This is a genomic window from Streptomyces sp. NPDC005931 (assembly GCF_042871235.1).
GTDB lineage: Bacteria > Actinomycetota > Actinomycetes > Streptomycetales > Streptomycetaceae > Streptomyces.
In genome coordinates, this window is record NZ_JBIAIG010000030.1 from 1 (window position 1) to 26703 (window position 26703).

16 protein-coding genes are annotated in these 26703 nt (G+C 67.7%); 10 read left to right on the forward strand and 6 right to left on the reverse strand.

The window, feature by feature from the left end:
* Positions 1–127: 127 nt before the first annotated feature.
* On the reverse strand, positions 128–559 hold the full coding sequence (locus ACFYOV_RS33145; protein ID WP_389094252.1) for a hypothetical protein: 432 nt from the start codon (positions 557–559) through the stop codon (positions 128–130).
* Positions 560–668: 109 nt separating this feature from the next.
* On the opposite strand from ACFYOV_RS33145, the gene ACFYOV_RS33150 reads away from it, so the two are divergent.
* Complete coding sequence (locus ACFYOV_RS33150) at positions 669–1091, forward strand: hypothetical protein (RefSeq protein WP_389094254.1); 423 nt, start codon at positions 669–671, stop codon at positions 1089–1091.
* Between the two features lie 354 nt (positions 1092–1445).
* Here the strand turns inward: ACFYOV_RS33150 and ACFYOV_RS33155 are convergent, their stop codons facing one another.
* The 3 genes from ACFYOV_RS33155 to ACFYOV_RS33165 form a co-directional block, all read right to left on the reverse strand.
* Positions 1446–2369: an immunity 49 family protein gene (locus tag ACFYOV_RS33155; RefSeq protein ID WP_389094256.1), complete on the reverse strand. Its 924-nt coding sequence runs from the start codon at positions 2367–2369 to the stop codon at positions 1446–1448.
* 70 nt (positions 2370–2439) lie between these two features.
* Entirely contained in the window at positions 2440–2826 is a 387-nt protein-coding gene (locus ACFYOV_RS33160; RefSeq protein WP_389094258.1) for a fic family toxin-antitoxin system, toxin component, read from the reverse strand.
* A complete protein-coding gene (locus ACFYOV_RS33165; RefSeq protein WP_389094259.1) occupies positions 2823–3119 on the reverse strand; it encodes a DUF1778 domain-containing protein in 297 nt (98 codons plus the stop codon). Before ACFYOV_RS33165 ends, ACFYOV_RS33160 begins: the two co-directional genes overlap by 4 nt.
* A 614-nt stretch (positions 3120–3733) precedes the next feature.
* Between ACFYOV_RS33165 and ACFYOV_RS33170 the strand changes: the two genes are divergently transcribed.
* The gene (locus tag ACFYOV_RS33170; protein ID WP_389094261.1) at positions 3734–4258 is read left to right on the forward strand and encodes an excalibur calcium-binding domain-containing protein; all 525 of its coding nucleotides are present in this window, start codon (positions 3734–3736) and stop codon (positions 4256–4258) included.
* Positions 4259–4869: 611 nt separating this feature from the next.
* Here ACFYOV_RS33170 and ACFYOV_RS33175 read toward each other — a convergent pair.
* Positions 4870–5412, reverse strand: a complete 543-nt coding sequence (locus ACFYOV_RS33175) for a hypothetical protein (RefSeq protein WP_389094262.1) — start codon at positions 5410–5412, stop codon at positions 4870–4872.
* A gap of 837 nt (positions 5413–6249) precedes the next feature.
* Between ACFYOV_RS33175 and ACFYOV_RS33180 the strand changes: the two genes are divergently transcribed.
* The 3 genes from ACFYOV_RS33180 (at position 6250) to ACFYOV_RS33190 (ending at position 17763) form a co-directional block, all read left to right on the forward strand.
* Entirely contained in the window at positions 6250–9843 is a 3594-nt protein-coding gene (locus ACFYOV_RS33180) for a LamG-like jellyroll fold domain-containing protein (RefSeq protein WP_389094278.1), read from the forward strand.
* A gap of 194 nt (positions 9844–10037) precedes the next feature.
* Entirely contained in the window at positions 10038–17306 is a 7269-nt protein-coding gene (locus ACFYOV_RS33185) for a polymorphic toxin-type HINT domain-containing protein (protein ID WP_389094280.1), read from the forward strand.
* 19 nt (positions 17307–17325) lie between these two features.
* Positions 17326–17763 (forward strand): DUF4259 domain-containing protein, encoded by a 438-nt coding sequence (locus tag ACFYOV_RS33190; protein WP_389094264.1) that lies wholly within the window; start codon positions 17326–17328, stop codon positions 17761–17763.
* Positions 17764–17900: 137 nt separating this feature from the next.
* Here the strand turns inward: ACFYOV_RS33190 and ACFYOV_RS33195 are convergent, their stop codons facing one another.
* Positions 17901–19688 carry a hypothetical protein gene (locus ACFYOV_RS33195; protein WP_389094266.1) on the reverse strand — a complete coding sequence of 596 codons (1788 nt, stop codon included), beginning with the start codon at positions 19686–19688 and terminating at the stop codon, positions 17901–17903.
* 191 nt (positions 19689–19879) lie between these two features.
* Here ACFYOV_RS33195 and istA point away from each other — a divergent pair, with 191 nt between their 5' ends.
* The 5 genes from istA (at position 19880) to ACFYOV_RS33220 (ending at position 24948) form a co-directional block, all read left to right on the forward strand.
* Complete coding sequence (istA, locus tag ACFYOV_RS33200) at positions 19880–21322, forward strand: IS21 family transposase (protein ID WP_389094268.1); 1443 nt, start codon at positions 19880–19882, stop codon at positions 21320–21322.
* Entirely contained in the window at positions 21319–22089 is a 771-nt protein-coding gene (gene istB, locus ACFYOV_RS33205) for an IS21-like element helper ATPase IstB (protein WP_389094270.1), read from the forward strand. Before istA ends, istB begins: the two co-directional genes overlap by 4 nt.
* Positions 22090–22164: 75 nt before the next feature.
* Positions 22165–23133, forward strand: a complete 969-nt coding sequence (locus ACFYOV_RS33210; RefSeq protein WP_389094272.1) for a hypothetical protein — start codon at positions 22165–22167, stop codon at positions 23131–23133.
* Positions 23073–23696, forward strand: a complete 624-nt coding sequence (locus ACFYOV_RS33215; protein WP_389094274.1) for a LysR family transcriptional regulator — start codon at positions 23073–23075, stop codon at positions 23694–23696. Before ACFYOV_RS33210 ends, ACFYOV_RS33215 begins: the two co-directional genes overlap by 61 nt.
* A 169-nt stretch (positions 23697–23865) precedes the next feature.
* Positions 23866–24948 carry a protein kinase family protein gene (locus tag ACFYOV_RS33220; protein ID WP_389094276.1) on the forward strand — a complete coding sequence of 361 codons (1083 nt, stop codon included), beginning with the start codon at positions 23866–23868 and terminating at the stop codon, positions 24946–24948.
* Positions 24949–26703 lie beyond the last annotated feature (1755 nt).

Here is a 26703-nt window from a genome sequence, read left to right on the forward strand (position 1 = left end):
TGGCTCGACGCGTCCACCGCTCCAACATCGCCCGCTCATCAGCAGACAGCAGCAGCGGTTCCAGCTTCGGGCCCCGACGAGGAACTGGCGCACCACCAGCAGAAGTCACACCGCAACTAACGATCAACTACTGGCGCAGGACACTAGTGGCCACGCTGCAGAACCGACGACGACGCACCTCAACGTCCTTCTCCGATACCGGCGCCACACTCTCCTGCCTGCCCCGCGGGATGAACCCCAGGGCCGTGGCGGACAGACCGGTGACCCGCTCCAGGGCCCGGCGCTGGCGCTCCTGAGGCCACCGGTTCTCGCCGGACAGCCACCGGAACACGGTGCGCTCCGACGTCGCACCCGGACGGCCCGTCAGCTCACCGACGGCCTGGTTGACCGCGCCGGCAAGCTCCCCGGCCGACATCCGGTGCTCGGCCATCCAGGCGGCTAAGTCTGCGTTCCTGCTCTGCGCCACGACAGCACCGTAGGCGGTGCCCGCCTCCCACAGCCGGTAAAGGGAAACCCAATTCGTCAGTACCGGCGCGAGCAGCCCGCACCGTTTCGTCATACCCACGCCTTGCTGACGGACGGTTAGGTTCTCGTGTACGGCCCCGCCGTGCCTCGTTCCCCCGTGGGGCACGGCGGGGCACCATCCCGATCAACCCGCTGAGGCAGCAATGACCAGCGCAGGCACCACCCACCGGACCGCCACCGCGCACATCGCCGCGCACGCCGCCGCCCACCCGGCCACGGCCGTGCTGTACGTGTGCGCCGAAAGGAGCCTGTACACGCCCGCCCTGGCCGCCGTCCGAGCCGAGGAGGAGGGCCGCGCGTTCGACGCGGCACGCCGCATGACGATCCTCGAGACGATCACCGACCCCTACGGCATCCCCGACCCCTTCCACCGCGAGGGCTGGCAGCGGGTACGCATCCTGGCCCGGGATGCCGCGATCAACACGGTCATCGTCCGCTGGCCCGCGGCCATCGCCCCGGACCGCTCCAGCGACCTGCGCCACCAGACCGTCAACGACCTCGCCGAACACGCCGTGCAGGTCCTGTGCTCCTGGGCGCCGCTGGCACCCGGCGGGAGACAGTCGTGAGTGACGGTGGCCTGCTGCACCAGCCTCACCGGCTCCTGGGCCGGCTGGTGCGTGACACCGCCCACGACCGTGTGGGCGTCCTGAAGGCCATGGCCCCCGACGTCGGCACGGGCACACGCGTCGTCGCCTGGCTGCGGCCCCCCGGCGGCGGCACCGAGTGGACCACATCAACCGTGCAAAGCCTGCCCCGTCCGCCCAGACGAGTTCGCACGGCCTCCGTGCGGCACGCCCTGCGCCTCCTGCGCCGAGAAGCCGCCCCGGCCGCGGCCGCCGCACGAGCACAGCACAGGGCACTGCCGCGCCGGGATGGTCATCGGCTTCGGCCGTGCCGGACCGGGAACGGTTCCAGCCGCTTTACGGCTGTGGGGCGCCGGTGAGTGCTTCGGGCAGGTAGGGGGAGCGGATGTCCAGCTGCCAGCCGTGCGCGAGGCGGGCCAGGGCGGTCAGTGTGACGGCGCGCACCGGCAGCAGGCTCCGGGCGGCCGGGTCGGTGCCGGCGCTGTCGCGGTGCGCCACGAGCCGCTCGTGGAGAGCCTGCTCGAACGCGGGCTGGTCGTCGTCGAGCAGGACGCGCAACAGCCGCTGGTCCGGCGCCAGGGTCCCGGCGGCATCGAGCTGCTGCGCCGCACGTGCCCGCTCGGCGGCGTCCGGCCTGCCCAGCGGCACCGGACCGGAAGACGCACCGGGGTAACGCCCCTGGGCGACGGTCAGGTAGCCGCACAGCGCGTCCATCTCGGCCAGGTCGGCCGCGGTGGACACCGACTCCCGCTTGGAGTACGGAACGCCGTCACGGATGGCGGGCGCGTAGTCCTCGCGCAGCAGAGGGCCGATCACCCGGTCCCGCTGCCATATCAGCCCGCTGATGACCGACCATGCGAAAGCGTCGGTCCACGTGCGGGCCGTGGTCTGCGGGAGGGCCGGCTCCCACTGCTCCTCGTAGTGCAGTTCCTCGCTGCTGAGCGTCTCGTCCACGAGGGGGAGGGGGACGCAGAAGTCGCCGTCGGGAAAACACGCCAGGCTCAGCACGCCCATGGCGCACTCGGCAGCAGTGACCAGGGCCGTTTGGGAGCCGGGCGTCTCCAGGGTGGGGTCGGACACGGTGCGCGCGCCAAGGTGGTCGGACAGTTCCTCCCCGAGCTCCCTGAGCCCGCGCCGCAGCGGCATGTCGCCGTAGCGCATGTCGTGCCACCTGCCGAAGGCCCGACTCCACATGTCCTCGAGGGCCTGCTCGATCCGCTGTGCGGCGACCGCGTGACGCGTCACTTCCTTGATCGTCATGCCTGCCATCCTGGCAGCACCCACCGACAATATGGGCCCTGCCGCCCGTGCGATCAGCCGACGCAATCGTTCAGGGGGCAGCCCAGTCGCGCAGTTGCCGGGCGATCCGTGCCACGCCGAGGGCTCCCGCGGCAGCGTCGCGTACCAGCGCGACGGCTGCCTTGGGCGGATAGTCGAGGGCGCGTGCGTGGAGGGCCAGGTAGGCCTCGGTCGCGTGCCAGGCGAAGGCCTCGTTCGAGTGTTCCAGGCACGGCAGCTTCGCCAAGGTGTGCAGCAGTGCGGCGGCCTTGAGGTACGGCGAGCCGTAGATGTCGTGTTCCATCGCCCGGGCGTTGACCCGGGCGACGGCCGCATACAGCGGCCCCAGGTCGTCGACCTGCGGATCACCGTCGAGGAGCTCGGCGGCGTGCAGCAGGAACGTGACGTCCAGGGGGTGCACAGGTTCCTGCTCACTCACGCGGCGCGGCCCCGCTCCTGCTGATCCAGCTCCCGCAGCGCCTCCTGCTCGATCGCCCGCTGCTCCGCGCCGGCGTCGAGGGTGCCGGGCTCGGCCGCGAAGGCCGCGCCGCTGCGGGCCATGGACGCCTTGAAGCCCTCCAGGAACCGCTGCTCCACCGCGGTCGCCCGGTCGTAGGCGGCCGAGAGGATGTACTCCTGCATGCTCACCCCCGCCTGCTTGGCAGCCGCTGCGATGGCCGCCCGCTGCGCAGGGTCCGGGAAACGCAGATTCATCGCCTTGGGATCCGACATGGCACCCACGGTACCAGCGGTACCATCACGACGTCACCGTGCACTGCAGAGGCAGACCCATGTGCCCATGTCCCTGTCGCTCGCCGCGCACCCGCATGGCGTGCAGAAACCGCACGCGCGGCGTGCGCCTTGCGTTCCGCTCTCCCGCCTGCGGTGGCGGCTCTGCCCGATCAGCCGCGGTAACTCCCGACAGCATCCGGTTCGGAGTGTGGCGTTGCCGTCCTCGGCGATAACGCCGGTGTCCGTCATGGTCTCGGACATCAGAAGGGCGATGTAGTCCTCCTGCGGCAGTCCTTCACAGGCCGCGGGGCGGTCCTCCTCCGTGGCCCCGGCTGTGCTCCTTGCGAGGGTCTTCTGGCAGCCGGCGGCGATCTCCTCTTGAGACTTGCTGTCGCTACAGCCGGTGAGGGCGGCGAGTAGCAGGGCGCCGACGGGGCATGTCGCTTGGCTGCGAGGGCGGCGACGTCTTTGGGCGGCGTACCAGGGTTGGCCGCGCCGGGCCATCTGCCGGACGGCGTCCAGACCGACGCCGAGGACCCGCGCGGTCTGGTGTGCAGTGAGGTGGCCTGGCCGGATGATCTGCGACGGCCCCAGTGTGGCCGAGGTGCGCGTTGATGAGGCTGGTGGTGCACTCGGAAGCGGGGGCTGATCGGCTGGAGGCTGTGATGGCTGGCAGTGTGAGAGGCGACGGTCCGATACGGCGACGCTGGGCGCGCATGGGGCTGTTGGCCCGGGTGGTCGCTGTCGTGCTGGGGTTGCTGGTCGCGTTCATCGTGTTAGGCGGCGTGCTGGAAGCGTGCGGGTCCGCAGAGGACAGACCCCAGTCGCCTGCGACGACGAGCGACGCGGAATCCACGCCCCCTTCATCGCCTGACGTGAGGGAGCAGCCGACTGCGGATACCGAACTGCCGGCGGCGCCCACGGTCACGGAGACGGAGACCGTGACGGAGGAAGAGACGACGGGCGACGAGACGAGGGAACCTGCGCCGAGCACTTCCGCAGCGGATGTGTACTACGACAACTGTGACGAGGCTCGCGCGGCCGGGGACGCTCCGCTGCACGCCGGGGACCCAGGCTACGGGCCGCACCTGGACCGTGACGGAGATGGAGTCGCATGCGAGCCCTACGCGGGGCAGTGAGTGACCTGCTCCAGGCGCTTAGAAACGGCCCAGCAGCCCTCTGAGAGGGCCACTGGCAGCGGCTGCGGTCGCTCAGACTTGGTGCCTGTCGAGGAAGCAGAGTAGACGGTGACGCCCCCGGCCCTTCCAGGACTGGCCGAGCACAATGCGGTCCAGGCCCAGCGCCGCGAGCGCTAGGCCCAAGATGCGCCAGACGCTCTGCTGGTGACGTCTGAACCACACATCGCGATAAGCTTCAGGACAGCGGGGGGCGTACGACGTCCTGCGCGGCCTCCAGCCACGTGACCTGATGTGTCTGTCCCAGAGGATCCCGAAAGCACGCGTTGACCCAGCCGGGGTGCACAGCGGCGGCGGACACCTCGAAAACGCCCGGGCTCGGGTATGGATCTGCGCCGCCTGGCCATCTCAGGTGCGTACCTTCTTTGGAGTCGGAACCCGCCGTAGTGGGCAGCTCGTCAGGCGACAGCCATGCCGGGAACGACGGCCGGCGTGGAGTGGCTCTCGTCCCGCCCGCCGAGGACACGCGCCTGAGGGTTGTCCCGTGACTGGGCTCCCGGAGCGCGGACACGGCCGGGCCTCGGCCGGGGTCAGGCCGGCCGCACGGTCTGGCTTCAGGAGCGTTGTGCGTTCTGCAGCCGTTCGACCTGCCGGTCGATCAGGTCGGCGGGGAAGGACGCCCTGCCGCCGACGTTGAGCTTCTGGAACGTCACGATGGTGTTCCCGGCCCGCACTACGGTGAACTGCTCGTTGCGCTCTTCGCGGTCCTCAGTGTTCAGGGGCATGGTCTCCCGGAATCGCACGGCTTCGTCTCCAACGTGCGGGGGCTGTTCCATTGTCAGCGTGCAGGTGAACTTCCCTGCCCAGCCGGTGCCTTGAAACGAACGGCAGGAGGCGAGTGCCTTCTTGAGCCGGGCGAAGGTCTGCTGGGCCTTGCCGTCTTCGTAGGCGGCAAGCGTCGAGCTGCCACCCCAGATGTCGCCTTCCCAGTTGAAGATCTGGAAGACGACGGCGGACGCGTGCTTCCCGTCACGGATGTCGATCATGGTTTGGCATGTGGGGTCGGACACCGGCGGGAAAGAGCGCTGTTCCTCAGGCGGCACGGGGTCCTTCACCGGAATCCCCGCCTCGTGCACCCCCGCGACCTCGCTCTCCATGAGGGCGAGCGCACGCAACTGTGCCCGTGTCAGAGGCTCTGCGGCGGCCTCGGCCGAGGCGGTTGCCGGCGGTCCCACCGAGTGTGATCCCGCCTCGGGCTGCCCCGAGGAACACCCGGCAGCCATCAGGGCGCCGGCAGTCAAAGCGCCGAGTACAGGCACAGACCGCAGCATGCGGACACACATGGAAGCCCCCCAAGGACGTGAGTTCGAGGACGCTGACGGTAACTGTGCGGGGTTTCCCTGACCAGGGGCTTGTGGTCTCCGAGGTGTAGGTTATCAGGGAGACGTTGCACACAGGGTGCCCGTCGCCGCCCGGTCATGCCGTCCCGTGAGCCGGGGTGCGGCCGCAGCCGCAGCAGTCGCCGCGCTCGTCGCGGCAGACCACGGCATCGGCCTCGAAAGCGGCGCTCCTCGCCCAGCGCACGCCGCAGGGTGACGACGCCGGCCCACGGTGTGTACTGCCGAGGCCGCTGACGCCTCGGGCAGTTCGGCTTCGAAGACCGGTCGCTGTCGTAGCGGCTGTGGACGTCGAGTGGCCACGCGGCAGGAGCTCGTGCGGCCCGCGGCCGTTGACCTGAGCGCCTGAGCGCTGTGCATGTCCGGGTTCGAGTGAACTCTTATGAATCGTGCGGCCCAGTAGCCAAACAGTGATCACGGTGAGGGCTGTTGGTCCCTTGACGCATTCTCATCAGGCGGTTTGAATCGCTCCACTTTTGAAGATCGCGTGAGGGTGGGGGCGGTTTCGTGCTGGTGTGGTGGCGGCTGGGTGAGAGGCGACGACACAGACAGGCGCGGGGTGCTGCCGCTGCTGCCGCGTTGGCTGTGCTGGCCGCCATGGCAGCCGCGCCTCCGCTGCCGGCAGTTGCCGCTGAGCAGGAAACGCCGTCCTTGTCGGAGGGGCAGAAGGCTCTGCAGGAGGCTCAGCAAACGGGCCGGCGAGTGGAGGTGGTGGGGGAGCGCACGGAGCGCACCACGGTCTATGCCAGCCCTGATGGTCACTACACCCTTGAGGAGTCTGCTGTTCCGGTCCGTGTCACCGCGGCTGACGGGAGCTGGCAGGCGCCGGATGCCACGCTGATCAAGCGTGCTGACGGATCAGTCGGGCCCAAGGCGGCCGCCGCGGAGATGACGTTTTCCGGCGGAGGCAACGACGACGCTCTGGTGCGCATCACCGAGGCCGGCAGAACTTTGGAACTCGGCTGGCCGGGCACATTGCCCGCGCCACTCCTGGCTGGGACCAGCGCGGTGTATCCGGAGGTCCTGCCCGATGTGGATCTGAAGGTCACCGCTACACCGGAGAGCTTCCAGCAGGTCCTGGTCGTCAAGACACCCGAGGCTGCCTCGAGCGAGGCGTTGAAGAAGCTGACCTTCGGGCTGAAGACAGATGGTCTGTGGGTCCAGGAGGGGGCATCCGGCAACCTTGCGGCAGTCGACGAGAACGGCCGTACCGTGTTCAAGGCGCCGCCGGCCCGTATGTGGGACTCCGCCGGTGAAGCCGGCCCTCAGGTCCAGACGGCCTTGATGGTGGAGGCCGCTATCGGCGAAGGCGAGCCGTCCGACCCGTCGGAGGTCGCGCCGTCGGGCAGCGGGCTGGAGCCGGGACAGGGCGACACGGTCGCCTCGATGGATGTCGAGGTCGGCAAGGAGACGCTGACGGTGGTCCCTGATGCGGAGATGCTGTCGGGCACGGAGGCGTCCGCGTTTCCCCTGTTCATCGATCCGAATGTGACCTGGGGCGAGTCCGAGCGGACTCTGCTGCGCAGTGACGGCTATGAGTCCTACGACTGGAGCAACGGCGACGACGGCCAGGGCAAGGGTGCCGGCAAGTGCGGCACCTGGAACGGCTACTACTGCGGACCCGGGTATGTGCAGCGCCTGTACTTCGAGTTCTCGCCATCAGACCTGAAGGGCAAAAAAGTCTTGGACGCCACGTTCCGTATCACGGAGCCGTGGGCGTTCCAGTGCGATCCGCGCTGGGTCGATCTGGTGCGGACCAGCAACATCTCCTCCTCCACCACATGGTCCACCCGACCGATGGAACTCGACTGGATGGTGGACCGCCACGTGTCGGCGGGGCGGGGGTCTTTGTGTGACCCGGACTCCCCGGATGCGCCCATCGAGTTCAACGACAACCCTGAGGAGTCGAACGAGAATCTCACGCCGACGGTCAGGGACTTCGCTGCGGGAAAGTTCTCCCGGCTGACGCTGGAGATCCGGGCTCACGACGAGTCGGACACGGCGTCGTGGAAGCGCTTCAAGAACGACGCCGTTCTCTCGGTGGACTTCGTGGGCCTGCCCGACAGACCCAGCCAGGTCGGCATCATGGCGGGTACGACCCAAGTGTGCGAGAAGGATGCGAGCGACCCGGCGGTGATCTCGACCCCCGCTCCGACGCTGACCGCCCAGGCCCAGACCAAGCCGGGTGGCGAGAAGGAGGCCGAACTGCGTGTCTACTTCGACGTGGACGAGCGCAGGAGTGACGGGACGTGGGTTGACTCCCCGGCCACCGACGGTTCGCTGCGGCCGACGTCGCCCAACATGGCCCTCGACGACGCGACGATAAGGATGACCTGGCCGGAACTGCCAGAAGGGCCCCTGTACCGGTACCACGCCTGGACCTGGTCGTACTACAACGGCGGATCAAGCCACCTCAGCAGTGCGGCATCGGACGGCTACTGCTACTTCAAGATTGACTCGTCGCGCCCCAAGGCACCGCGCATCACCGTGGGCTCCCCGTACACCGAGTGCACCACCAATGACTGCGCCGCCCACGGCGGACCGGGAGTGAAGGGAACGTTCACTTTCGCTCCGGCTGTGGGAGACACGGGCAACGTTGCCTACATGTACAGGCTGTCGACCGAGATTAGATGGTCCGACCCGATACCGGGCTCGACGGTGTCCGTTCCCATTACCCCGACCCGGTCAGGCACACAGACCATCTATGTGCGCGCCAAGGACTCCATCAGCTGGGGAGCCCAGGCGGCAGTGGACTTCCTCGTCGGCTCTGGATCAGGTCCGGTGGCCCGCTATCACTTCACCGAGGCCACGGGCGTGGCGGTGGACGAGGCCACCCAGGACGGCCCGGACGACGCAACGCTGGGCACCGGGGCGGTGCGCCATCACAGTGGGCGGCGGGGCCTGCTGACCCATGACGCGCAGGGCCAGCCGCTGGCGCAGGCCGTCACCGACCAGGGGCTGCTGCTGAACGGCACCAGCACCGGCTACGCGGCGACGGCCGGCCCGGTGTTGGAGACCCGTTCCTCCTATACGGTCTCGGCGTGGGCGAGGGTCGATCCTGCGGTGACGCAGACGGTGTCCGTCCTGAGCCAGACCCCGACGGGCGCGAGCCCCTGGACGCAGAAGTACAGCCCGTTCGTGGTCTCCTACAACGGCAAGTGGAGCATCCGCGTGTACTCCACCGATGGCGCCTTCGCCCGCGAGGCCATCGCTCAGGACTCCCACCCCAAGGGCGTGTGGACCCACGTGGCAGCCGTCCACGACGCCACGGCCAAGAAGATTCACCTGTTCGTCAACGGCAAGCGGCAGGCGTCCGTGGATGCCGGCACGCCGTGGTCGGCCGACGGGAGTCTGGAGATCGGCCGGGTGATGTCCGCGGACAGCTATGTGAACCATTTCAAGGGCTACATCGACGAAGTGGCCGTGTGGCAGCGCGCTCTCACCGATCAGGAGATCAGTGATGAGGCGCGGCTGATGACGTCGGAGAGATTCGCGGGCGTGGAGCTGGTGGGCGGCTGGCGCCCGGACCAGGGCAGCGGGACGACCGTTCCCGACACCCTCTCCGGTTACGGACGCACCATGACCCTGGCCGGGGGCGCCTCGCTCAGCGGCGAGGAGCTCGTGCTGGACGGCGTAGACGATGCGGCGTCGGTGCCGGGGCCGCTGGTGGACGGATCCGGCTCGTTCACCGTGACCGCGCTGACCGCGCTGGACGGGGACAGGATTGCGGGCAAGTCCGTCGGCTACAAGGGGCAGGTCGCCGGTCAGCGCACCGCCGACGGTTCCGCGTGGGGCCTGTGGTACGAGCTGACGGACAAGCAGACGGTGCTGGACCCGGAGACCTCCACGGAAAAGACCGTGCCCGTCGGCTTCTGGCGGTTCGGCAGGCTGAACGCCGACGGCACGTTCAGCGCGGTGTCCTCCGACGAGAGCGCGCTGATGGACGGCACGGTCAGACTGACCGGCATCTTCGACGCCCAGGACGGCACCATCAGCCTCTACGTCGGCGGCGCACAGAACGACGCGCCGCGCTCGTACACGGCGCAGCTGGGCACCGGCGAATTCGCGGTGGGCAGGGGCTTCACGGGCGGCGTGTGGCAGCACTACCTGCCCGAGCGGATCGCTGACGTGCGCGTGTGGGCCGGGGCGATGGCGGGCTGGGAGCAGATCGAGCAGGCCGTGGGCGACTGATCGAACCGCAGGGATGAGGGCGGCTGTCGGTGACGGCTGCCCTCACCCAAGAGGGCCTGGCAGACGAGGCGGTCTGCGGGCGGCTTTTAGCGAACTCTTCACTGTGAACTGGGCGGACGAGAACGATGGCATTTGGCATAGGCACCTCAAGACAACGCCGGCGCGGTGTGCGAAAGCGCGGCAGCCGGCTGGTGGTGCAGTCACTGGCACTGGCACTGGTAGTACCTCTGGGCTGGGCTCAGGTGGCCCAGGCAGCCCCGAAACCAGGCGGGCTGGGACGACCCGAGGTTCCCGAACCGCGGGTGAGCAAGGTCAAGACGTTCAACGGGCCCGCAGCGAAGCAGGCGCGGGCCAAGGTCGCCAAGGACCGCGCGGCCAATGCCGCCCAGGCCAAGCGCGCAACCACGGAACAGAAAGCCGTCTGGCCGAAGCAGGCCGAGGCCAGACTCGTACTCAACCGAGGAAAGACCGCCAAGGCCAGTCTCGGCGACATTCCTCTCACGCTTGCTCCGGCGCGCGCCTCGGCCAAGCAGGCCGCAAAGGGCGAAACGCGCATCACTGTGCTGGGCCAGAAGGCTGCCCGCAAGGCGGGTATCACCGGCGTCCTGCTGACCGCCGAGGCGCATGAAGCGGGCACCGCCGAGGTGAGCGTCGACTACAGTGCCTTCGCCTCGGCCGTCGGCGGCGACTGGTCCCAGCGGCTGCGCCTGGTTCAGCTGCCCTCCTGCGTGCTGACCACGCCGCAGAAGAAGGAGTGCAGTACCCAGAAACCGCTGAAGTCGCACAATGACATCAAGGACCAGAGTGTCTCGGCAGCGGTCCTGCTGAACGCGGCGGAGCCGGCCGGAGCAACCACCCAAACCGTGCGATCCGAGGCCGACGCTGCCTCCGGGATGACCGTCCTCGCGGTCACTGCGGCCTCCGCCGGTTCCGGCCAGTCCCCGACAGGAGCCGGCGACTACTCCGCCACTCCGCTGTCGGCGTCCTCCGCCTGGGAAGCAGGCGGCAGTTCCGGTGCCTTCACCTGGTCCTACGGGTTCACGGTGCCGCCGGCGGCCGCCGGTCCCACGCCGCCGCTGTCCCTGTCGTACGACTCGGGCAGCATCGACGGCCGCACGGCGACGACGAACAACCAGGGCTCCGCAGTCGGCGAGGGCTTCAGCTTCACCGAGTCCTACATCGAACGCTCCTACGGCTCGTGCGACGACGACGGGTACGCGGACGTCTTCGACCTGTGCTGGAAGTACGACAACGCCCGGCTGGTGCTGAACGGCAAGTCCAACCGTCTGGTGAAGGACAACACCAGCGGGCAGTGGCGCCTGGAGGACGACGACGCCTCCAAGGTGACACGGTCCACCGGCGCCGACAACGGCGACGACAACGGCGAGTACTGGACCGTCACCACCGGCGACGGCACCAAGTACGTCTTCGGCCTGAACAAACTGGACGGCGCCGCAACACAGCGCACCAACTCCACCTGGACCGTTCCGGTCTTCGGCGACGACTCCGGCGAGCCCGGCTATGCCGGCGGCGGCACCTTCGCCGACCGGGCCCTCACCCAGGCCTGGCGGTGGAACCTCGACTACATCGAGGACACCCGCGGCAACGCATCCACCTACTGGTACACCAAGGAAACGAACCACTACAAGAAGAACAAGGCGACGACGGCGAACGCCTCCTACACCCGCGGCGGATACCTGGCGGCCATCGAGTACGGGCTGCGCAAGGGCGAGCTGTTCACCGACAAGGCCGACGCCAAGGTCACCTTCGACCATCTCGAGCGCTGCACCGCCGCCGACTGCTCCAGCCTCACCCAGGCCACCGCCGAGAACTGGCCTGACGTCCCCTTCGACGCCATCTGCTCGGACGGTGACACCGAGTGTTACGCAGCGGGCCCGTCGTTCTTCTCCCGCAAGCGCCTGACCGGCATCGACACCTTCTCCTACAACGCCACCACCAATGCCTACGACCCGGTGGACTCCTGGGCCCTCGTCCAGCAGTACCTGGACGGCGGCGACATCGGCGACAGCTCCGACCAGGTCCTGACCCTGAAGTCGCTGAAGCGGACCGGCAAGGCCGGCGCTACGAGCATCGCGCTGAACCCGATCTCGTTCACGTACCAGATGCGGCCCAACCGGGTCGACGCCACCGACGACATCCTGCCCCTGACCCGCCCCCGCATCTCGACCATCACCTCCGAGACCGGAGCGATCACCACCGTGACGCTCTCCTCCACGGAGTGCGTCCGCAGCGAGGTGACCGGCGCCGCCGAGGACACCAACACCCGCTCCTGCTACCCGCAGTACTGGCATATTAACGGCGCCGAGAACGCAGCCGTCGACTGGTTCCACAAGTACCGGGTCCTTGGCGTGACCGTGTCCGACCCGGCCTCGGGCAACGAGGCGGTCGAGCACTCCTACTCCTACAGCGGTGCCGCCTGGCACCACAGCGACGATCCGTTCACCCCCAAGACGGAGCGCACCTGGTCGGACTGGCGCGGCTACCAGAAGGTCACCGCCTACACCGGCGCGATCAGTACCACCCGCCTTAAGACGCTCTCGCTGTACCTGCAGGGCATGGACGGCGACAAGAAGGCGGACGGCACCACCAAGAGCGTCTCCGTGGAACCGCTGCTGGACACCGACGTGGACTTCACCGCCGTCGCCGACAGCGACCAGTACAAGGGACGGCTGCGCCAGCAGGTCACGTACAACGGCGGCCAGCCGATCAGCAGCAGCTTCATCAACTACACCTACCGGCGGACCGGCACCCAGACCGTTCCCGACGCCACCGCCCATGTCTCCCAGTGGGTCCGCGACACCGTCACCTACACCAGCACCCACCTCACCGCCACCAACGGCTGGCGTACCCATGTCGCCACCAAGCGCTACGACACGCTCGGCATGGTGACCTCCGTCGACGACTACGGGCAGAAGGGCCTGGGCGGCGACGAGACCTGCACCCGCACCTGGTACGCCCGCAACGACGCCGCGGGCATCACCGGACTGGTCTCCCGCAGCCGCACCGTCGCACGGGAATGCTCGATCACTGACACCAGCCTGGACCTCCCCGCAACGTCCGGCTCGCGCGGCGAGGTGCTCTCCGACACCGCGGTCGTCTACGACAACCCGACGGCTACCACCTGGTCGGCAACCCAGCAGCCCAGCAAGGGCCAGGCGACCTGGACCGGCCGCGCCACCGGCTACACCGCGACCGCCGACGCCAGCGGAGAACGGGTACCGGCCGGCTGGCAGACCGTCACCACCTCCACCTACGACACCCTCGGCCGTCCGCGCAGCATCACCGACGCGGCCAACAACACCACCTCCACCGCCTACACGCCCGAAGCGGCCGGCCCGCTCACCAAAACGATCACAACCAACCCCAAGCTGTACAACGCGGTCAGCTTCCTCGACCCCCGCCGCGGCCTGACCCTGCGCAGCTATGACATCAACCAGAAGAAGACCGAGCTGAACTACGACGCGCTCGGCCGTCTGACCGAGGTATGGCTGCCCAACCGGATCCGCGGCAGCCAGGCACCGAACACCAAGTTCGCCTACCACCTGGACAACACCAAGCCGTCCTGGGTGTCGGCGTCGACCCTGAAGAAGGACGGCGACACCTACAACACCAGCTACTCGCTCTACGACGCCCTGCTGCGCCCGCTGCAGACCCAGGCGCCCACACCGCAGGGCGGCCGGCTGCTCACCGACACGCGCTACGACAACCGCGGCCTCGCCAACGAAACGTACGCGGACATCTTCGACACCACCAGCACCCCCAACGGCACCTACACCCGCGCCGAATACGGCGCAGCCCCCACCCAGACGCAAACCGTCTTCGACGCCGCGGGCCGCCCCACCACCAGCACCCTGCTCATCTACGGCGTAAAGAAGTGGTCCACCACCACCACCTACACCGGTGACTCCGTCGCCACGACCGCCCTCGAGGGCGGCTCGGCCCAGCGCACCATCACCGACATCCGCGGCCGCACCACCGAGACCCGCGAGTACGCCGGCACCAACCCGGCCGACACCACCTTCGGCACCGGCCCCGGCGCCACCTACGCGGCCACCAAGTTCACCTACGCCCTCGACGGCCAGCAGACATCGATCACCGGCCCCGACACCGCCAAGTGGACCTACGCCTACGACCTGTTCGGCCGCCAGACCAGTACCAATGACCCTGACAAGGGCACGACGAGCACCGAGTACAACACCCTCGACCAGGTCATCAAGACCACGGACGCCCGCGGCAAGTCGATCCTGACCGACTACGACGTCCTGGGCCGCCCCACCGGCACCTGGTCCGGCTCCAAGACCGACGCCAACCAGCTCACCGGTTACACCTACGACGCCCCCCTCAAGGGCCTGCCCACCTCATCGACCCGCTACGCGGGCGGCAGGACCGGCCAGGCCTACACCACGACAGTCACCGCGTACGACAGTCTGAACCGGGCCACCGGCACCGAACTCACCCTGCCCGGCAGCGACCCCATCGTCACCGCAGGCGCACCGGCCACGCTGGCCTACGAGAGCTACTACAACATCGACGGAACCCTGCAATACAGCAAGGAACCGGCGATGGGAGGCCTGCCGTCCGAGAACATCGGCTACACCTACGACGGCCTGGGCAACCTGACCTCCATCGGCGGCTCCACCGGCTACCTGCGTGACGTGACGTACTCGGCGCTCGCACAGCCGCAGCAGCTCACCCTCGGCACCGGCGGCACCGACAGCAAGAACATCTACGTCACCAAGCGCTTCGAGGAAGGCACCGGCCGCCTCACCCGCAGCCACGTCACGGACCAGTCCCACCCGTACATGCTGCAGGACCTCAACTACGGCTACGACCAAGCCGGAAATGTCACCTCGATCAAGGACCCGACCACCCTCGGGGGGACGAGTTCTGCCGACACTCAGTGCTTCGCCTACGACGGCCACCGCCGCATGATCGAAGCCTGGACCCCCACCTCACAGGACTGCACCACCACACGCACCGCCACCGGCACGGGCGGCCCGGCACCGTACTGGACCAGCTACACCTACAACTCCGCCGGCCAGCGCACCACCGAAACCCAGCACGGAGTCGGCATCCGCGCCGGCCAGGACACCCAGCGCGCATACACCTACCCCGCCTCCGGCCAGCCGCAGCCGCACAGCCTGACCAAGGTCGACACCACCGGCGACGGCACCCGCACCCAGAGCTTCACCTATGACGCCACCGGCAACACCACCAAACGCGCCACCTCGGTACAGCACCAGTACCTGCGCGCCGGCTGGAAGCTCACCGCCGGCCAGGAGGTACGGAGCCAGAAGGCCCGCCTGGTTATGCGCGAAGACGGCGACCTCGTCATCTACAACCGCGACACCGGCGCCGTCCGCTGGCACACCAACACGGCCGGCAACCCCGGCGCATGGGCCACCATGCAGGACGACGGCAACTTCGTCGTCTACTCCGCCGACAACGCCAAACTCTGGTCCACCAACACCACCAAGGGCGCAGGCTCCGGCTACTTCGCCACCTTGCAGGACGGCGGAAGCTTCGCCGTCTACTCCGCCGACTGGACACTGCAGTGGACCGCCGGCTCCTGGATCGGCACCGCCCCCATATCCTCCGGCACCCACACCCACACCTGGGACGACGAAGGCCGCATCGCCACCACCACCGCCCCCAACGGCATCAAAACCACCTACCTCTACGACGCGGGCGGTCAGCTACTGATCCGCGCCACGGAGAACGGCGAGCGCATCCTGTACGCCGGCGCCACCGAACTTCACCTGCGCGCCGACAACACCACCTGGGCCCAGCGCTACTACACCGCCGACAGTGTCACCGCAGCCGTCCGCTCCAACGAATCAGGCACCAACACCCTCACGTACCTGGCGGGCGACCACCACGGCACCTCCAGCCTGGCCGTCACCCCCAACGGAACCCAGGCCTTCACCAAGCGCTACACCACCCCCTTCGGCGCCGATCGCGGCGAAGCAGCCGGCGACACCACCACCTGGCCCGACGACAAGGGATTCCTCGGAAAAACCCGCGACGAAGGCACCGGCCTCACCCACATCGGCGCCCGCGAATACGATCCCACCCTCGGTCAATTCCTCAGCGTCGACCCCGTCCTGGAAACCGATAAACCCCACACCCTCAACGGCTACAGCTACGCCAACCAGAACCCCGCAACTTTCTCCGACCCCACAGGGCTGTGCCTGGACCCTGGGAACGGGCGCTGCCATCAGAGCACAACCAGCGGCTCCGGCAAGGGTGGCGACACACGGGACAAGTCCTTCCCGCTCAACCCTGGCGTCACGCACAGCGAAAAAGATAAAGGCACTGCGACGCAGCAACTCGGACGCATTGTGCAATCCGAGATGCCAGGCACTCCCACCGTCGACTTCATTGATGCTTTCGCTATCCAATTGGCGGAAGCGGAGAGCCGGTGGTGGAAGATATACAGTGAGCCTCTGCCACTGGACCAAATCGGTGCCGTCGGAGCGGCCGCCTGTCATAGGGGATTTGGCGACAGGATCTGCAGCCAAGAGCAGATGAGCTACTTCCTCTATGAGCTCTACTGGACACCGGAAAAGGTGGTCGAACTCGCCCTGGGAAGTGGCCGCGGAGGATATCAGGCCTTCGCCACGGGCAAGGGGGCGAAGGCACGCACGACGGGGACGGCATGTAACTGCTTCCTGGCCGGCACCGATGTCCTCATGGCGGATGGCAGCACTAAAGACATCGAAGACGTCGACCTCGGCGACAAGGTCATGGCCACCGACCCGGAAACCGGCGAGGAAGGCCCCCGTGAGGTCACGCGCCTCATCCGCACCGAAGATGACAAGCACTTCAACCGCCTCACCATCGCAACATCAGACGGAGTTGAAGAACTCACAGCCACACACGAACACCCCTTCTGGTCGCCATCCCAGAAGAGCTGGATGGAAGCCAGCGACCTGACCGCCGGCATGACACTGCTCACCGACGACGGCGACACAGTCATCGTCACTGCAAACAAGCCCTTCACCAAGCACGCGCGCACTTACAACCTCACCGTCGCCGACCTCCACACGTACTATGTGCTGGCGGGGGCCACGCCGGTCCTGGTCCACAATTCCAATTGCGCGCCAGGGACGCTGCCGGGAACGCGGTTCGACGTCCCTGAGCAGCCGGGTATCTACACCATTCACCTGAATGACGGAACGAAGTACGTAGGAAGCTCTACCTCAAGCATCAGAGAGCGAGTGAATAAGTCGATGCGGTCCAAGCATGCGGTCCGCAAGGCCGGATATACGGCCGACGACGTGGTGAATGTCACCTACTTCACTCTGCCTAGCGGTACGAGCAAAACAGCGATTCGCCGTATGGAGCAGACGATGATGGAAGGGGTAAAGGCGAGGGGTGGGACTCTCTTGAATCGAAGAGACCCAGAGATCGAAGTTCCATTCGGCGGATACTTGCCGTAAGTCTCGACTGGAGTGTGTGATGGGAACCTGGGGATCAGGCCCGTTCGACAGCGACACCGCTGAGGACTTCCTCGATGAGCTGGAAGAACAGCCTTCATCGCGGCGACTGGCGGTCGTCGAGAGCACGTTCCGTTCCGCCATCGAGGCGGGGGGCAGCTCAAATTCCTCTGTGCTTCCTGAGGAAGTAATGGCTGCTGCTGCTGTGGTTGCGGCCAATGTCCCAGCGGGGAGTTCTTTGGCTTGGAACGAGGATTATCCGAGCATTACGGAATGGCTGGCGAAACCAATTGCGCCCGCCCTCGCCTCATCTGCGATTCAGGCGCTGGAAGTGACGTTGCCCGCAGACGGCTGGTTCTGGAGGAGCTGGGTCGACGCTAGCGAGAGGGAGGAGGCTCAGGCTGCGATTGACAGTCTGAGGTCTGTATTGCGTCCCGTCAGTGAAGGTGACTCTCGGTAGTCCTCTGGTCGATGTCGACCCGAGAGCCCACTGCATGCGAGGAGCCCCATCGAAGCTTGATTCGGTGGGGCTCCTCAGCGGTTTGACGGCAACGCTGACGGCAACGTCAGCGGACGACGGCTGCGACGGGTGGGGCGTCAGGGCCGTCGTCGTCCTGGCCGAGGGCGTTGCCCAAGGCGTCGATGGCTTGGCGTTGGAGGCGGAGTCGGACGTGGGCGTAGACGCTGGCCGCGACGCCGATGTGGGCGATCGCCGCCTCGTGTTCTTCGCGGCTCTCGCGGCGTTCCAGGGTGCGGCGGACGTGGTCGAAGGTGAACGCGGTGAACGGGCGCCGTACCGCCTCCGCGTGGACCCACGGCACCTCGAGCCATCCCTCGGGCAGGCGTACCCACACCCGGTTCGGGTCGTAGGGGTTGTGGTTGGACCTCCCACCGTCCGTTCTGGTCCGCCCGCGGTGAGCGGCGGCGCCGGTGGGGGTTCAGGCCGGGGTGGTCGTAGGTGCGGTAGCCGAAGCGGATGCCGTAGTCGTTGACGGCCTGCCACCGCACCGGCAGCAGCTCGACATAGTCGTCGGCTGACAAGGGCACCGGTACATGCCCGGTCACCGCCACCAAAGCCGCCCACATCTCGTTCGGAGAGACGGCGACCCGCGGCATCATCGGGTGCCGCAGCGCTTCGTGCCGGCGCTCCTGCCACCCGCAGATGACCCACTCGTCCAGCAGTGCCTGAAGCTGCGCCAGGCTCCAGCAGGCATCCTGTTCCGCGGCCGCGCCCCGCTGGGAGACATAGGAGCCGGTGTGGCCCGGCAGGTACTGGCTGAACCCGTCGGCAATCGCGCGGAAGGTCCGCTCCACGTTCCCTTTCGCCGGGCCGTTCGCTGGCGGCACCGGCTGCACCGACACCCCCAGGCTCTCGCACGCCGAGACGAAGGAAGCCGACACATACACTCGGCCCTGGTCCACGATCACCGTCTCCGGCATGATCACCGGCCGGGCGGCAGCCTGCTCCAGCCGTGCGTCCAACGCGATTAGCCGCTCATACGGGATGACCGACCGCTGCTTGGACAGTGCCGCATCCCAGCCCGGCCGCATCGCCGTCGGCACCACCATCTGCGCCAGCAGCATCGCCGCGTCCACCGACGTCGTGCCCACCGGACGCACCACCGCGGCGCAGATGCTGCGCGTCGCCACGTCCAGCGCGATACACAGTTCAAGACGGCCGGTCACACCGTCGTCCAGCACCGCCAGGACATCCAGCGGCGTGCTGTCCAGCATCACCAGCTCACCCGGCCGCAGTGCCACCGTCGGCGTGAACGGAGGTGCTGGCCGCGACGCATGCCACCGCCGCTGCGCCGCCGTCCCCAAAAGGCCCTGCCCGTCGGCCACCGCGTGCACCAGCCGGTTGAACGTCGACGCCGGCGGCAGAGCCACCGCCCTGGCGCCGTACTCCTCCTCCAGCAGCCACCCCACCCGGCGGCGCAGCCGCACCAGCGTGCCCGTCGACCGCTCCCGCTGTCCCTCCAGCACTTTCCTGACTGCCGCGACCACCCGCTCATCGGCCCGCCCCAGGGCCGATCGCTGTCGCACCGCCCGGCCGTCGACCAGCCCCCATAAGCCCTCGCTGCGGTAGCGCGCCCGCATCCGGCGCACCGTCGCCGCGCTCGCCGCCTGCGGAACCGAGCGGACAAGCGTCGGCGGACTACAAAGCGGGCCCGCTGACACCGCCGAGGCCCGGCCCAGCCTCATGGAGATACTGGACAGGGTCGAACAGTCGTGTCCCCCGAGCGCCCCGCCGGAGCCGCCGCCGAGCGGTCCGGTGCTGCCGATGCTGCCCGGCGCGGTGGAGATACCGCCGGACGTCGAGCCCATCGCCCCCACGGCGGGGCCGGAAGTGGAGTTGAACGCTCGCGACTGGTGCGCCAGCAATCTCCATGAGGAGCGCATCGCCCAGGCGCTGGGATCGGGCCTGTCAAACGAGCGGTGTAACTGGGGTCGTTGGGGTTACTGACGGGCCGTGTCGGCGTACACACGATCGTCCCCGGTCGCGTACGAGTGAAAAGGGACGCTTGATGGTGCGGTGATTCGTGGTGCCCGGCACTCTGCTGCTCGTCCGGTGAATGGTGGCGGAGGGCGGTGGCGCGGTGGTGTTGGATCCGCAGCGCTGGCTGGAACTGCGGCGGTTCCGTGCTCTGGTCGAGTCAGGAGCGGTCAGCCTGACGGAGGTGGCCAGGGAGACTGGGCTGGACCGCAAGACGGTCCGCAAGTACCTGTCGAGCACGGCGGCGTCGGTGCCGCCGAGACGGACGTCGAACGGCCGGCCCCGGAGGAAGGTGGTCGACGAGGTTGCCCCGTTGATCGACGCGATGCTGCGGGCGGAGATCCTCATCAAGGGCGCCGTGGTGCACGAGCGGTTGGTGAAGGAGTACGGCTCGACGATCAACTATCAGCGGGTCAAGCTGTATCTGCAGGAGGCCCGGCCGCGGATCGCGGGTGAACTGGGCATCGAGCCGCGGGAGCTGGCGGGGATGCACCGCCGTTTCGAGGTGGTCCCCGGGGCCCAGGCTCAGGTCGACTGGGGCGATGAAGGCAAGATCCTCGCCCACCTGGGCATCCCGAAGGTCTACTCGTTCCACATGGTTCTGTCGTACTCGCGCGACCCCTTCTGCTGCTTCACCACGAGCCAGGACCTGCAGACCTTCTTCGACTGCCACCGGCGGGCATTTGCGCACTTCGGCGGGGTGCCGATGTCGATCGTCTACGACCGGACCAAGACAGTCGTGCGCCGGCATGTCGCCCCGGGCGAGGCGGTGCCGCTGCATCCGGAAGCGGTCGGCTTCGCCGGCCACTACGACTTCGACATCGACGTACTGGCCGCCTACCGGCCCACTGGGAAGGGCCGGGTCGAACGCCAGGTGTTGATCGTGCGTGATCACGTGCTGGCCGGGCGGGCGTTCTCCTCGATCGAGGAGCTGGATGCCGCCTTCATGGCATGGGTGCCGCAGCGACGCGCCCGCACCCACGCCACCCACCACGAGGTCATCGGACACCGGGCCGCACGGGATCACGCCGCGCTCAAGCCGTTGCCGCCCTCGCCTTATCTGGTGGCCGAGCGGCATCTGCGGCCGGTCGGCAAGGACTGCCTGGTCGCGTTCGGCGGAAACCTCTACTCGGTGCCCGCCCGCAAAGTCCGCCCACGTCAGCTCGTGGAGATCAGAGCGACGAAGTCCCAGGTCATGCTCCACACAACCGTCCCCGATGCCAGCGGCGAGACGCTGTTGTCCAGCCATCCGCGGGCGGTCGGCCGCGGCGTGGTCGTCAAACAGGACGAGCACTGGGACGGCCTGCCGACCGGCAAGAACCGCCGCACCACGACGGGCGACGAGCCGCCACCACCACAGAGCGAGTCCTCCGCGGCCGGTCGCATCGGGCCGTTGCAGGCCCTGTTGAACCGGGCCGCTGCCACCCAGATCGAGGTCGGGAGGCGGCCGCTGTCGGTCTATGACGAACTGACCGGCACCCGCCCCTTCACCACCAACTTCCCGACGAAGGAGTCGTCTTGAGCGAGCTGACCGGCAACCGCATCCGCACCACGGCCGGCAAGCTCGGCCTGCCCCACCTTGCAGAGACCATCAACGAGTACACCCGCCGGGCCGACGAGGCCAAGATGGGCTACCTCGACTTCCTCGGCCTGGTCCTCTCCGAGGAACTCGCCGTCCGCGACGACCGCCGCTTCCGCCAAGGCCTGCGGCTGTCCAAGCTGCCGCACCACAAGACGCTGGACGAGTACGACTTCTCCTTCCAGCCCGAGCTCGACCCGCGCAAGGTCAAAGACCTCGCCAGCCTCTCCTTCGTCGACGGCAAAGCGAACGCCGCACTGCTGGGTCCGCCTGGGGTGGGCAAGACGCACATCGCCGTCGCTCTCGCGGTCGCGGCCTGCCGGGCCGGCTACTCGATCTACTTCACCAGCCTCGACGACATGGTCCGCAACCTGAAGGCCGCCGAATCGGCCGGGCGGCTGATCAACAAACTCGGCACCTACCTGCGGCCGAGCGTCCTCGTGGTCGACGAAGTGGGCTACCAGCCCCTCGAACGCGCCGAGGCGAACCTGGTCTTCCAGGTCATCTCCAAGCGTTACGAGAAGGGCTCCATCATCCTGACCTCGAACAAGACCTTCAGCGAATGGGGCCAGGTCTTCGGCGACGAGGTCCTCGCCACCGCGATCCTCGACCGGCTCCTCCACCACTGCGAAGTGATCGCAATCAACGGCCCGAGCTACCGACTCAAGAACCGCCTCCAGGCCATCGAGCGAGAGACGGAAGTGGCCTGACAACTGGGGACGTTCAAACGTACCGGCCCGGCCCGAAGGGAGAGTACGCCGACAGCCCCCGAGATCGTCAGCCGGGTGATCGCCGACGCGGACCAGGACCTGCCCCTGGACACGCGGCTTCGCTACCGATCTGCGGCCTATCCCCGCAGGCCAGACCTCACAGATGCCGACATCCGGAAAAGGGCGGACAAGATCCCGACAGCCCTCTGGCCTTCCTGGACTCTCCGGCTTCTCCCCAACACCCCCATCGATCCGCGCACCGTCGACGGCTTCAGGCGAGGCTGCCGCAGCAAGCTGCTGCTTGTCGGCGCCAAGTCACAGCACCACCCTTGGGCCCAGCCCTCCAACCGGTTGATCATTCGGATGGCATTTCGACGTGTGATCGCCTCGCCCGAGCACGAGACCGCCATCGCCAGCTGCCTCACCCAGCTCGCCAGTCACCTCGACGATGAAGGCTCCCCGATCGACTACGGCAGACGACGCCACTTGTTCACGTCCGAGAGCATCACGCTCAACCTCGACGAGTACACGCAGCTCTGCCGCCAGCAGGGCTGGGCCCGCGGTGGAACCGGACGAATCCACATGCTCAGGTGGATGCTTCTGAGTTTCCTCCTCGGCACACACGCGGACCTGCCTCCGAGGAACATTCACGCCCGTGACGAGTTCCGCTACCAGGTCCCGCCGCTGATGCGCGCGTCCCTGCTGGAACAGGCGGCCACAAACCTCGCTGCCCACCGGATCGACGAACCCGTGCTCTGGGAGCCCCCCACCGAATGGTGCGACTGGACCGACTGGGCTGGGGCTACCCCCGAACAGATCTCCGACAGCGACTTCGATACCTTGATCGCCGACCGGACCCCGGCCGAGGAGACGGCCGCCGCCCTCGGACTGACCACAGAGCACGTCCGGCTCTACTGCGACGCCACCGGCACCACCCAACCGCCGCCCCCTCCCGCATCCCCCGGCCTCGGCCTCGACGCGGGATGCTCGACCCGGGCTTCCTCCGCACCACTCACTCCAGCGGAACTCTCAACCAGAGCCTGATCGCCCGCAGTGCCGGCTGCAGCCTCTCAACCGTCCAAAACGCCCTGGAAGAAGCCGGGATCCCAGCCACACCACGCCCCGAACCGCTCAGCCATCGCATCACCCGCGAGGAACTCGAACAGGCCTACCTGCACCGACGCCTCAGCATCCTCGACATCGCCGAACAGTTCGGTCTCGACAGGCACCGCCTCAACCTGCTGGCCAAGAAGTGGGGCATCGAAATCCGCCCGAACAGCGCCACCAGCAACCCGTTCGCGCTCCTGCCGGACGCACCGGCCCTGTCCGAGTCGATGGCGGCCATCAGCAACGTCCGCAACTGCGTCGAACGCCTCAGACGCCTGGTCCGACTGACCGGCCAACGAAACCTCTACGCGGCCGCCAGAAGCCTCGGAACGCTACCGGCGACGCTCACGCATCAGCTCCATGCCCTGGAAAAGGCCGCAGGCGTTCAACTGATCGAACGGACCAGCCCCCTCGCAGCCACCCCGGCGGGCACCGCTCTCATCCACGAAGCAGAGCACCTGCTCAGCCTCCTGGACGCAGCGCAATCCTCCGTCACCTGACCGGCGGCTCGACCATCATCACGACGCGGTCCGCCTCGACGGCAAACGCGCCCCGGACCCAACTTCGGTCACTATCAGGTCGTTTATGAGAGTGGCTGACCCTTTCAACGTAAGGTCGGTGCCGACGTGGGATTGCCGAAGCCCTGGTTCGGGCACCGAGGAGCCGTCGATGCTGGACCAGGGTTTGCAACGCGCCGCGCGCCTGGCTGGTTACGAGACCGTGAGCACTCAGCTCTCCTTGCTGAGCGACCACCGGCTCGGGGAGGTCGTGGCAGCCGCTACCCCGCTCGGGTCAGGCATCGGCGGCAGGTCGGCAGAGCTGGACGTCAACGGAACGCGCGTCTTCGTCAAGCGGATCCCTTTGACGGACATCGAATTGCGCTCGGAGAATGTGCGATCGACGGCGAACGTCTTCGAGCTGCCGATGTTCTACCAGTACGGGGTGGGCTCGGCCGGGTTCGGTGCCTGGCGGGAGCTTGCCGTGCACACCATGACCACGAACTGGGTTCTCGGCGACGAGTATGCGGGATTCCCGTTGATGTATCACTGGCGGGTTCTTCCTGACTCCCCTCCCGAAGGATTCACCGATGAGTTCGGGGGCCTTGAGGGGGCCGTTGCCCACTGGGAGGGATCACCCGCCGTTCGTGACCGGCTGGAGGCCATCGGCCAGTCCTCATGCAGCCTGGTGGTCTTCCTGGAGCACGTGCCGCATACACTCGCCGGATGGCTGGCTGACCACCGCGAAACTGCCATGCCGGAAGGCGGGGACGGCTTGCCCTTCCGCTGGGTGGAGGAAGCTCTGATGGACGGAGCTGACTTCATGAGTTCTCGCGGACTTGTCCACTTCGATGCTCACTTCGCCAACATCCTGACCGACGGCCGTCAGCTCTACTTCGCCGACTTCGGACTTGCCCTGAGCTCCCGCTTCGACCTGACGGCGGACGAGTCCAACTTTCTCGCGGACCACCTCGGCTACGACCGCTGCTACACCGCGAGCCACCTGCTCCGATACCACTTGCTCGACGGCGTGCGCGGTGACACGGAACGCGAAGTCTTCCTGCACGACTGGATCGCGGGCCAGCGACCTGGCGACATCCCGCCCGAGATCACGGCCATCATCGACCGGCACGCACGCCCTACCGTCGTCGTGGACTCCTTCTTCCGCCGCCTGATTACCGAGAGCAAGCAGACGCCGTTCCCGGCCGCGGAGATCGAGCAGCAGTTGGGCGCTGGCGCCACAACCCTGAGCTGATCCACGCCCTCGCCTCGGTACTTGTAGCTGAGGCCCGCTCAGCGGACTACGCAGAGCGAGACCGCCGACTGAGACCACTGTCGGGCGTCCGAACCGGGCCTCAGTCCAACGATCCCTCCCGGCGAGCGGCACGATTGCTAAAGATCAGCCGATCGGCCCACTGCTAACGCAACATGGAACCCCGAGTTTCCGCGGGACTCACTGCTAACGGAGCGATTCAACCTACAGTGGCGGCGATGAGGTGGTTCGCGCGAGGCTCCATCAGGGGATTCGAACCCCTCGGTGGCACCGGAGGCCGTGCGCTGGCGGGTAAGTAGCCCGCCCGGATCAGCTCCAGGTGGTGCGGGGAGCCTCGCGCAACACCACGTTCCCGTGCCAGGGCCAGCATGTGCAACGGACTTGTGGTGTCGGTTTTGAAACGCCCGGGCCGTTCCGTCAGCAGGGCGTCAACGCCCCGTTGGGCTGCGGCTCGCTGTTCAGCAGGGTCTCACCCGCTGCTGCCTGCACACCCATCGAGGTCGACTAGCCGGGGAAGGAGACCGGCAGAGGGTCTCATCTCGGTCACTGACTCTGGCACCGTACGGGGAGCTGTGCTCTCGTTTAGTCGACCGCCAGGGGTGCGTATCCAGGCTCGACCGCGAGAGTCAACAACGAACAGCTTCCTGATCGGCCAGGGTGCGGCGCCCTTCTGAGGGAATTCCATCTCCAAGCGTTTGCAGGGCGGCAGTACGCCGAGCGAGTGGTAGCCAGTGCCCGGGTGACCTTTGAGATCCAGGTAGATCCATATATGAGCTGGGTCGAGCGAGCGATTGACGACCACCAGGTGGTCATTTACTGGCCAGCGCCCAGCCTCGCCCCAGAAGTTGATCAGAGCAATCTGAGATCGCTCCTTTTCCTGCTGTTGCTTCTTGGACTGGGCGAGTTGGTCGTCGGCTAGTGCGTTGCTCTTGATGCTGCTGACGGCCTGGATCCCTAGGCCAGCGGCTGCCACGAGTGCCGCAAGGACCATCGTGTGTCGTGCCCAGTCAACCCGCCGGTACCACGCGAGGCTGGCCCTTGCCCATCTGGTCACACGCCCTGTGGATGGTTCTGGGGGCGAAGGATCTGGCGGAGGAGCCGCGTGGGGCGGTCTTACAGGCGGCCGCGGGGGCGTGGTGCGGATTCGGAGACGCGGAGGACGAGGGTGTGGCATCTGGCCTCACAGGACGACGCAGCTTGCTGAGACAGACAACCGCCATGGGGATGCCGGTTGCACAGGTACAGCGCACACTTCCAGGCAGCACCACGGGCTCTTCCCCGGCCCTCTATACCTAGGTCGGGGTGTCGAACGCCTGGTTCGGGACGGTTGCTGTCAGGGCAGTGCTGGCGGCCGCGCCCGGCCACGGGGTCGCCGGGCGCGGCTGGGAGGGGTGTGTTGGCCTCGGTGAGGTCGGCGGCGGTCATTTCGGCGCCGGCGAGGTGGAGGCCGTGAAGGTGAAGGGTCGCGCGGGAGTCGACGTGGGTTCGGAAAGGCACCCCCAGGCCGTGTCCGCAAAGTCCCGTCGTCCGCCCGGAGGGCGGGCCGAGCGGCGTCCGGTGCGGCGAGTGGGGGTCCCCCTGCTCGAAGAGCTTGGGGGGCGTGCCGGGCGTCGGGCGGCAGACGGGACTTTGCGGAAACGGCCTAACCCTGGTACCCGTCCCGCACGATGCCCCGCGCCACCTCGGCGCGCGCCGCCGCCAGTTCGCCGGCGATACGGCGCTCGCGGTCGGCGTCGG

Coding starts and splice junctions, on each gene's coding strand:
- istA (WP_389094268.1), top strand. CDS start 19,880: ATGGTGGCGGAGGGCGGTGGCGCGGTGGTGTTGGATCCGCAGCGCTGG.
- ACFYOV_RS33155 (WP_389094256.1), bottom strand. CDS start 2,369: ATGACGATCAAGGAAGTGACGCGTCACGCGGTCGCCGCACAGCGGATC.
- ACFYOV_RS33165 (WP_389094259.1), bottom strand. CDS start 3,119: ATGTCGGATCCCAAGGCGATGAATCTGCGTTTCCCGGACCCTGCGCAG.
- ACFYOV_RS33220 (WP_389094276.1), top strand. CDS start 23,866: ATGCTGGACCAGGGTTTGCAACGCGCCGCGCGCCTGGCTGGTTACGAG.
- ACFYOV_RS33145 (WP_389094252.1), bottom strand. CDS start 559: ATGACGAAACGGTGCGGGCTGCTCGCGCCGGTACTGACGAATTGGGTT.
- ACFYOV_RS33215 (WP_389094274.1), top strand. CDS start 23,073: ATGCTCGACCCGGGCTTCCTCCGCACCACTCACTCCAGCGGAACTCTC.
- ACFYOV_RS33150 (WP_389094254.1), top strand. CDS start 669: ATGACCAGCGCAGGCACCACCCACCGGACCGCCACCGCGCACATCGCC.
- ACFYOV_RS33190 (WP_389094264.1), top strand. CDS start 17,326: ATGGGAACCTGGGGATCAGGCCCGTTCGACAGCGACACCGCTGAGGAC.
- ACFYOV_RS33175 (WP_389094262.1), bottom strand. CDS start 5,412: ATGGAGAGCGAGGTCGCGGGGGTGCACGAGGCGGGGATTCCGGTGAAG.
- ACFYOV_RS33180 (WP_389094278.1), top strand. CDS start 6,250: ATGGCAGCCGCGCCTCCGCTGCCGGCAGTTGCCGCTGAGCAGGAAACG.
- ACFYOV_RS33170 (WP_389094261.1), top strand. CDS start 3,734: ATGAGGCTGGTGGTGCACTCGGAAGCGGGGGCTGATCGGCTGGAGGCT.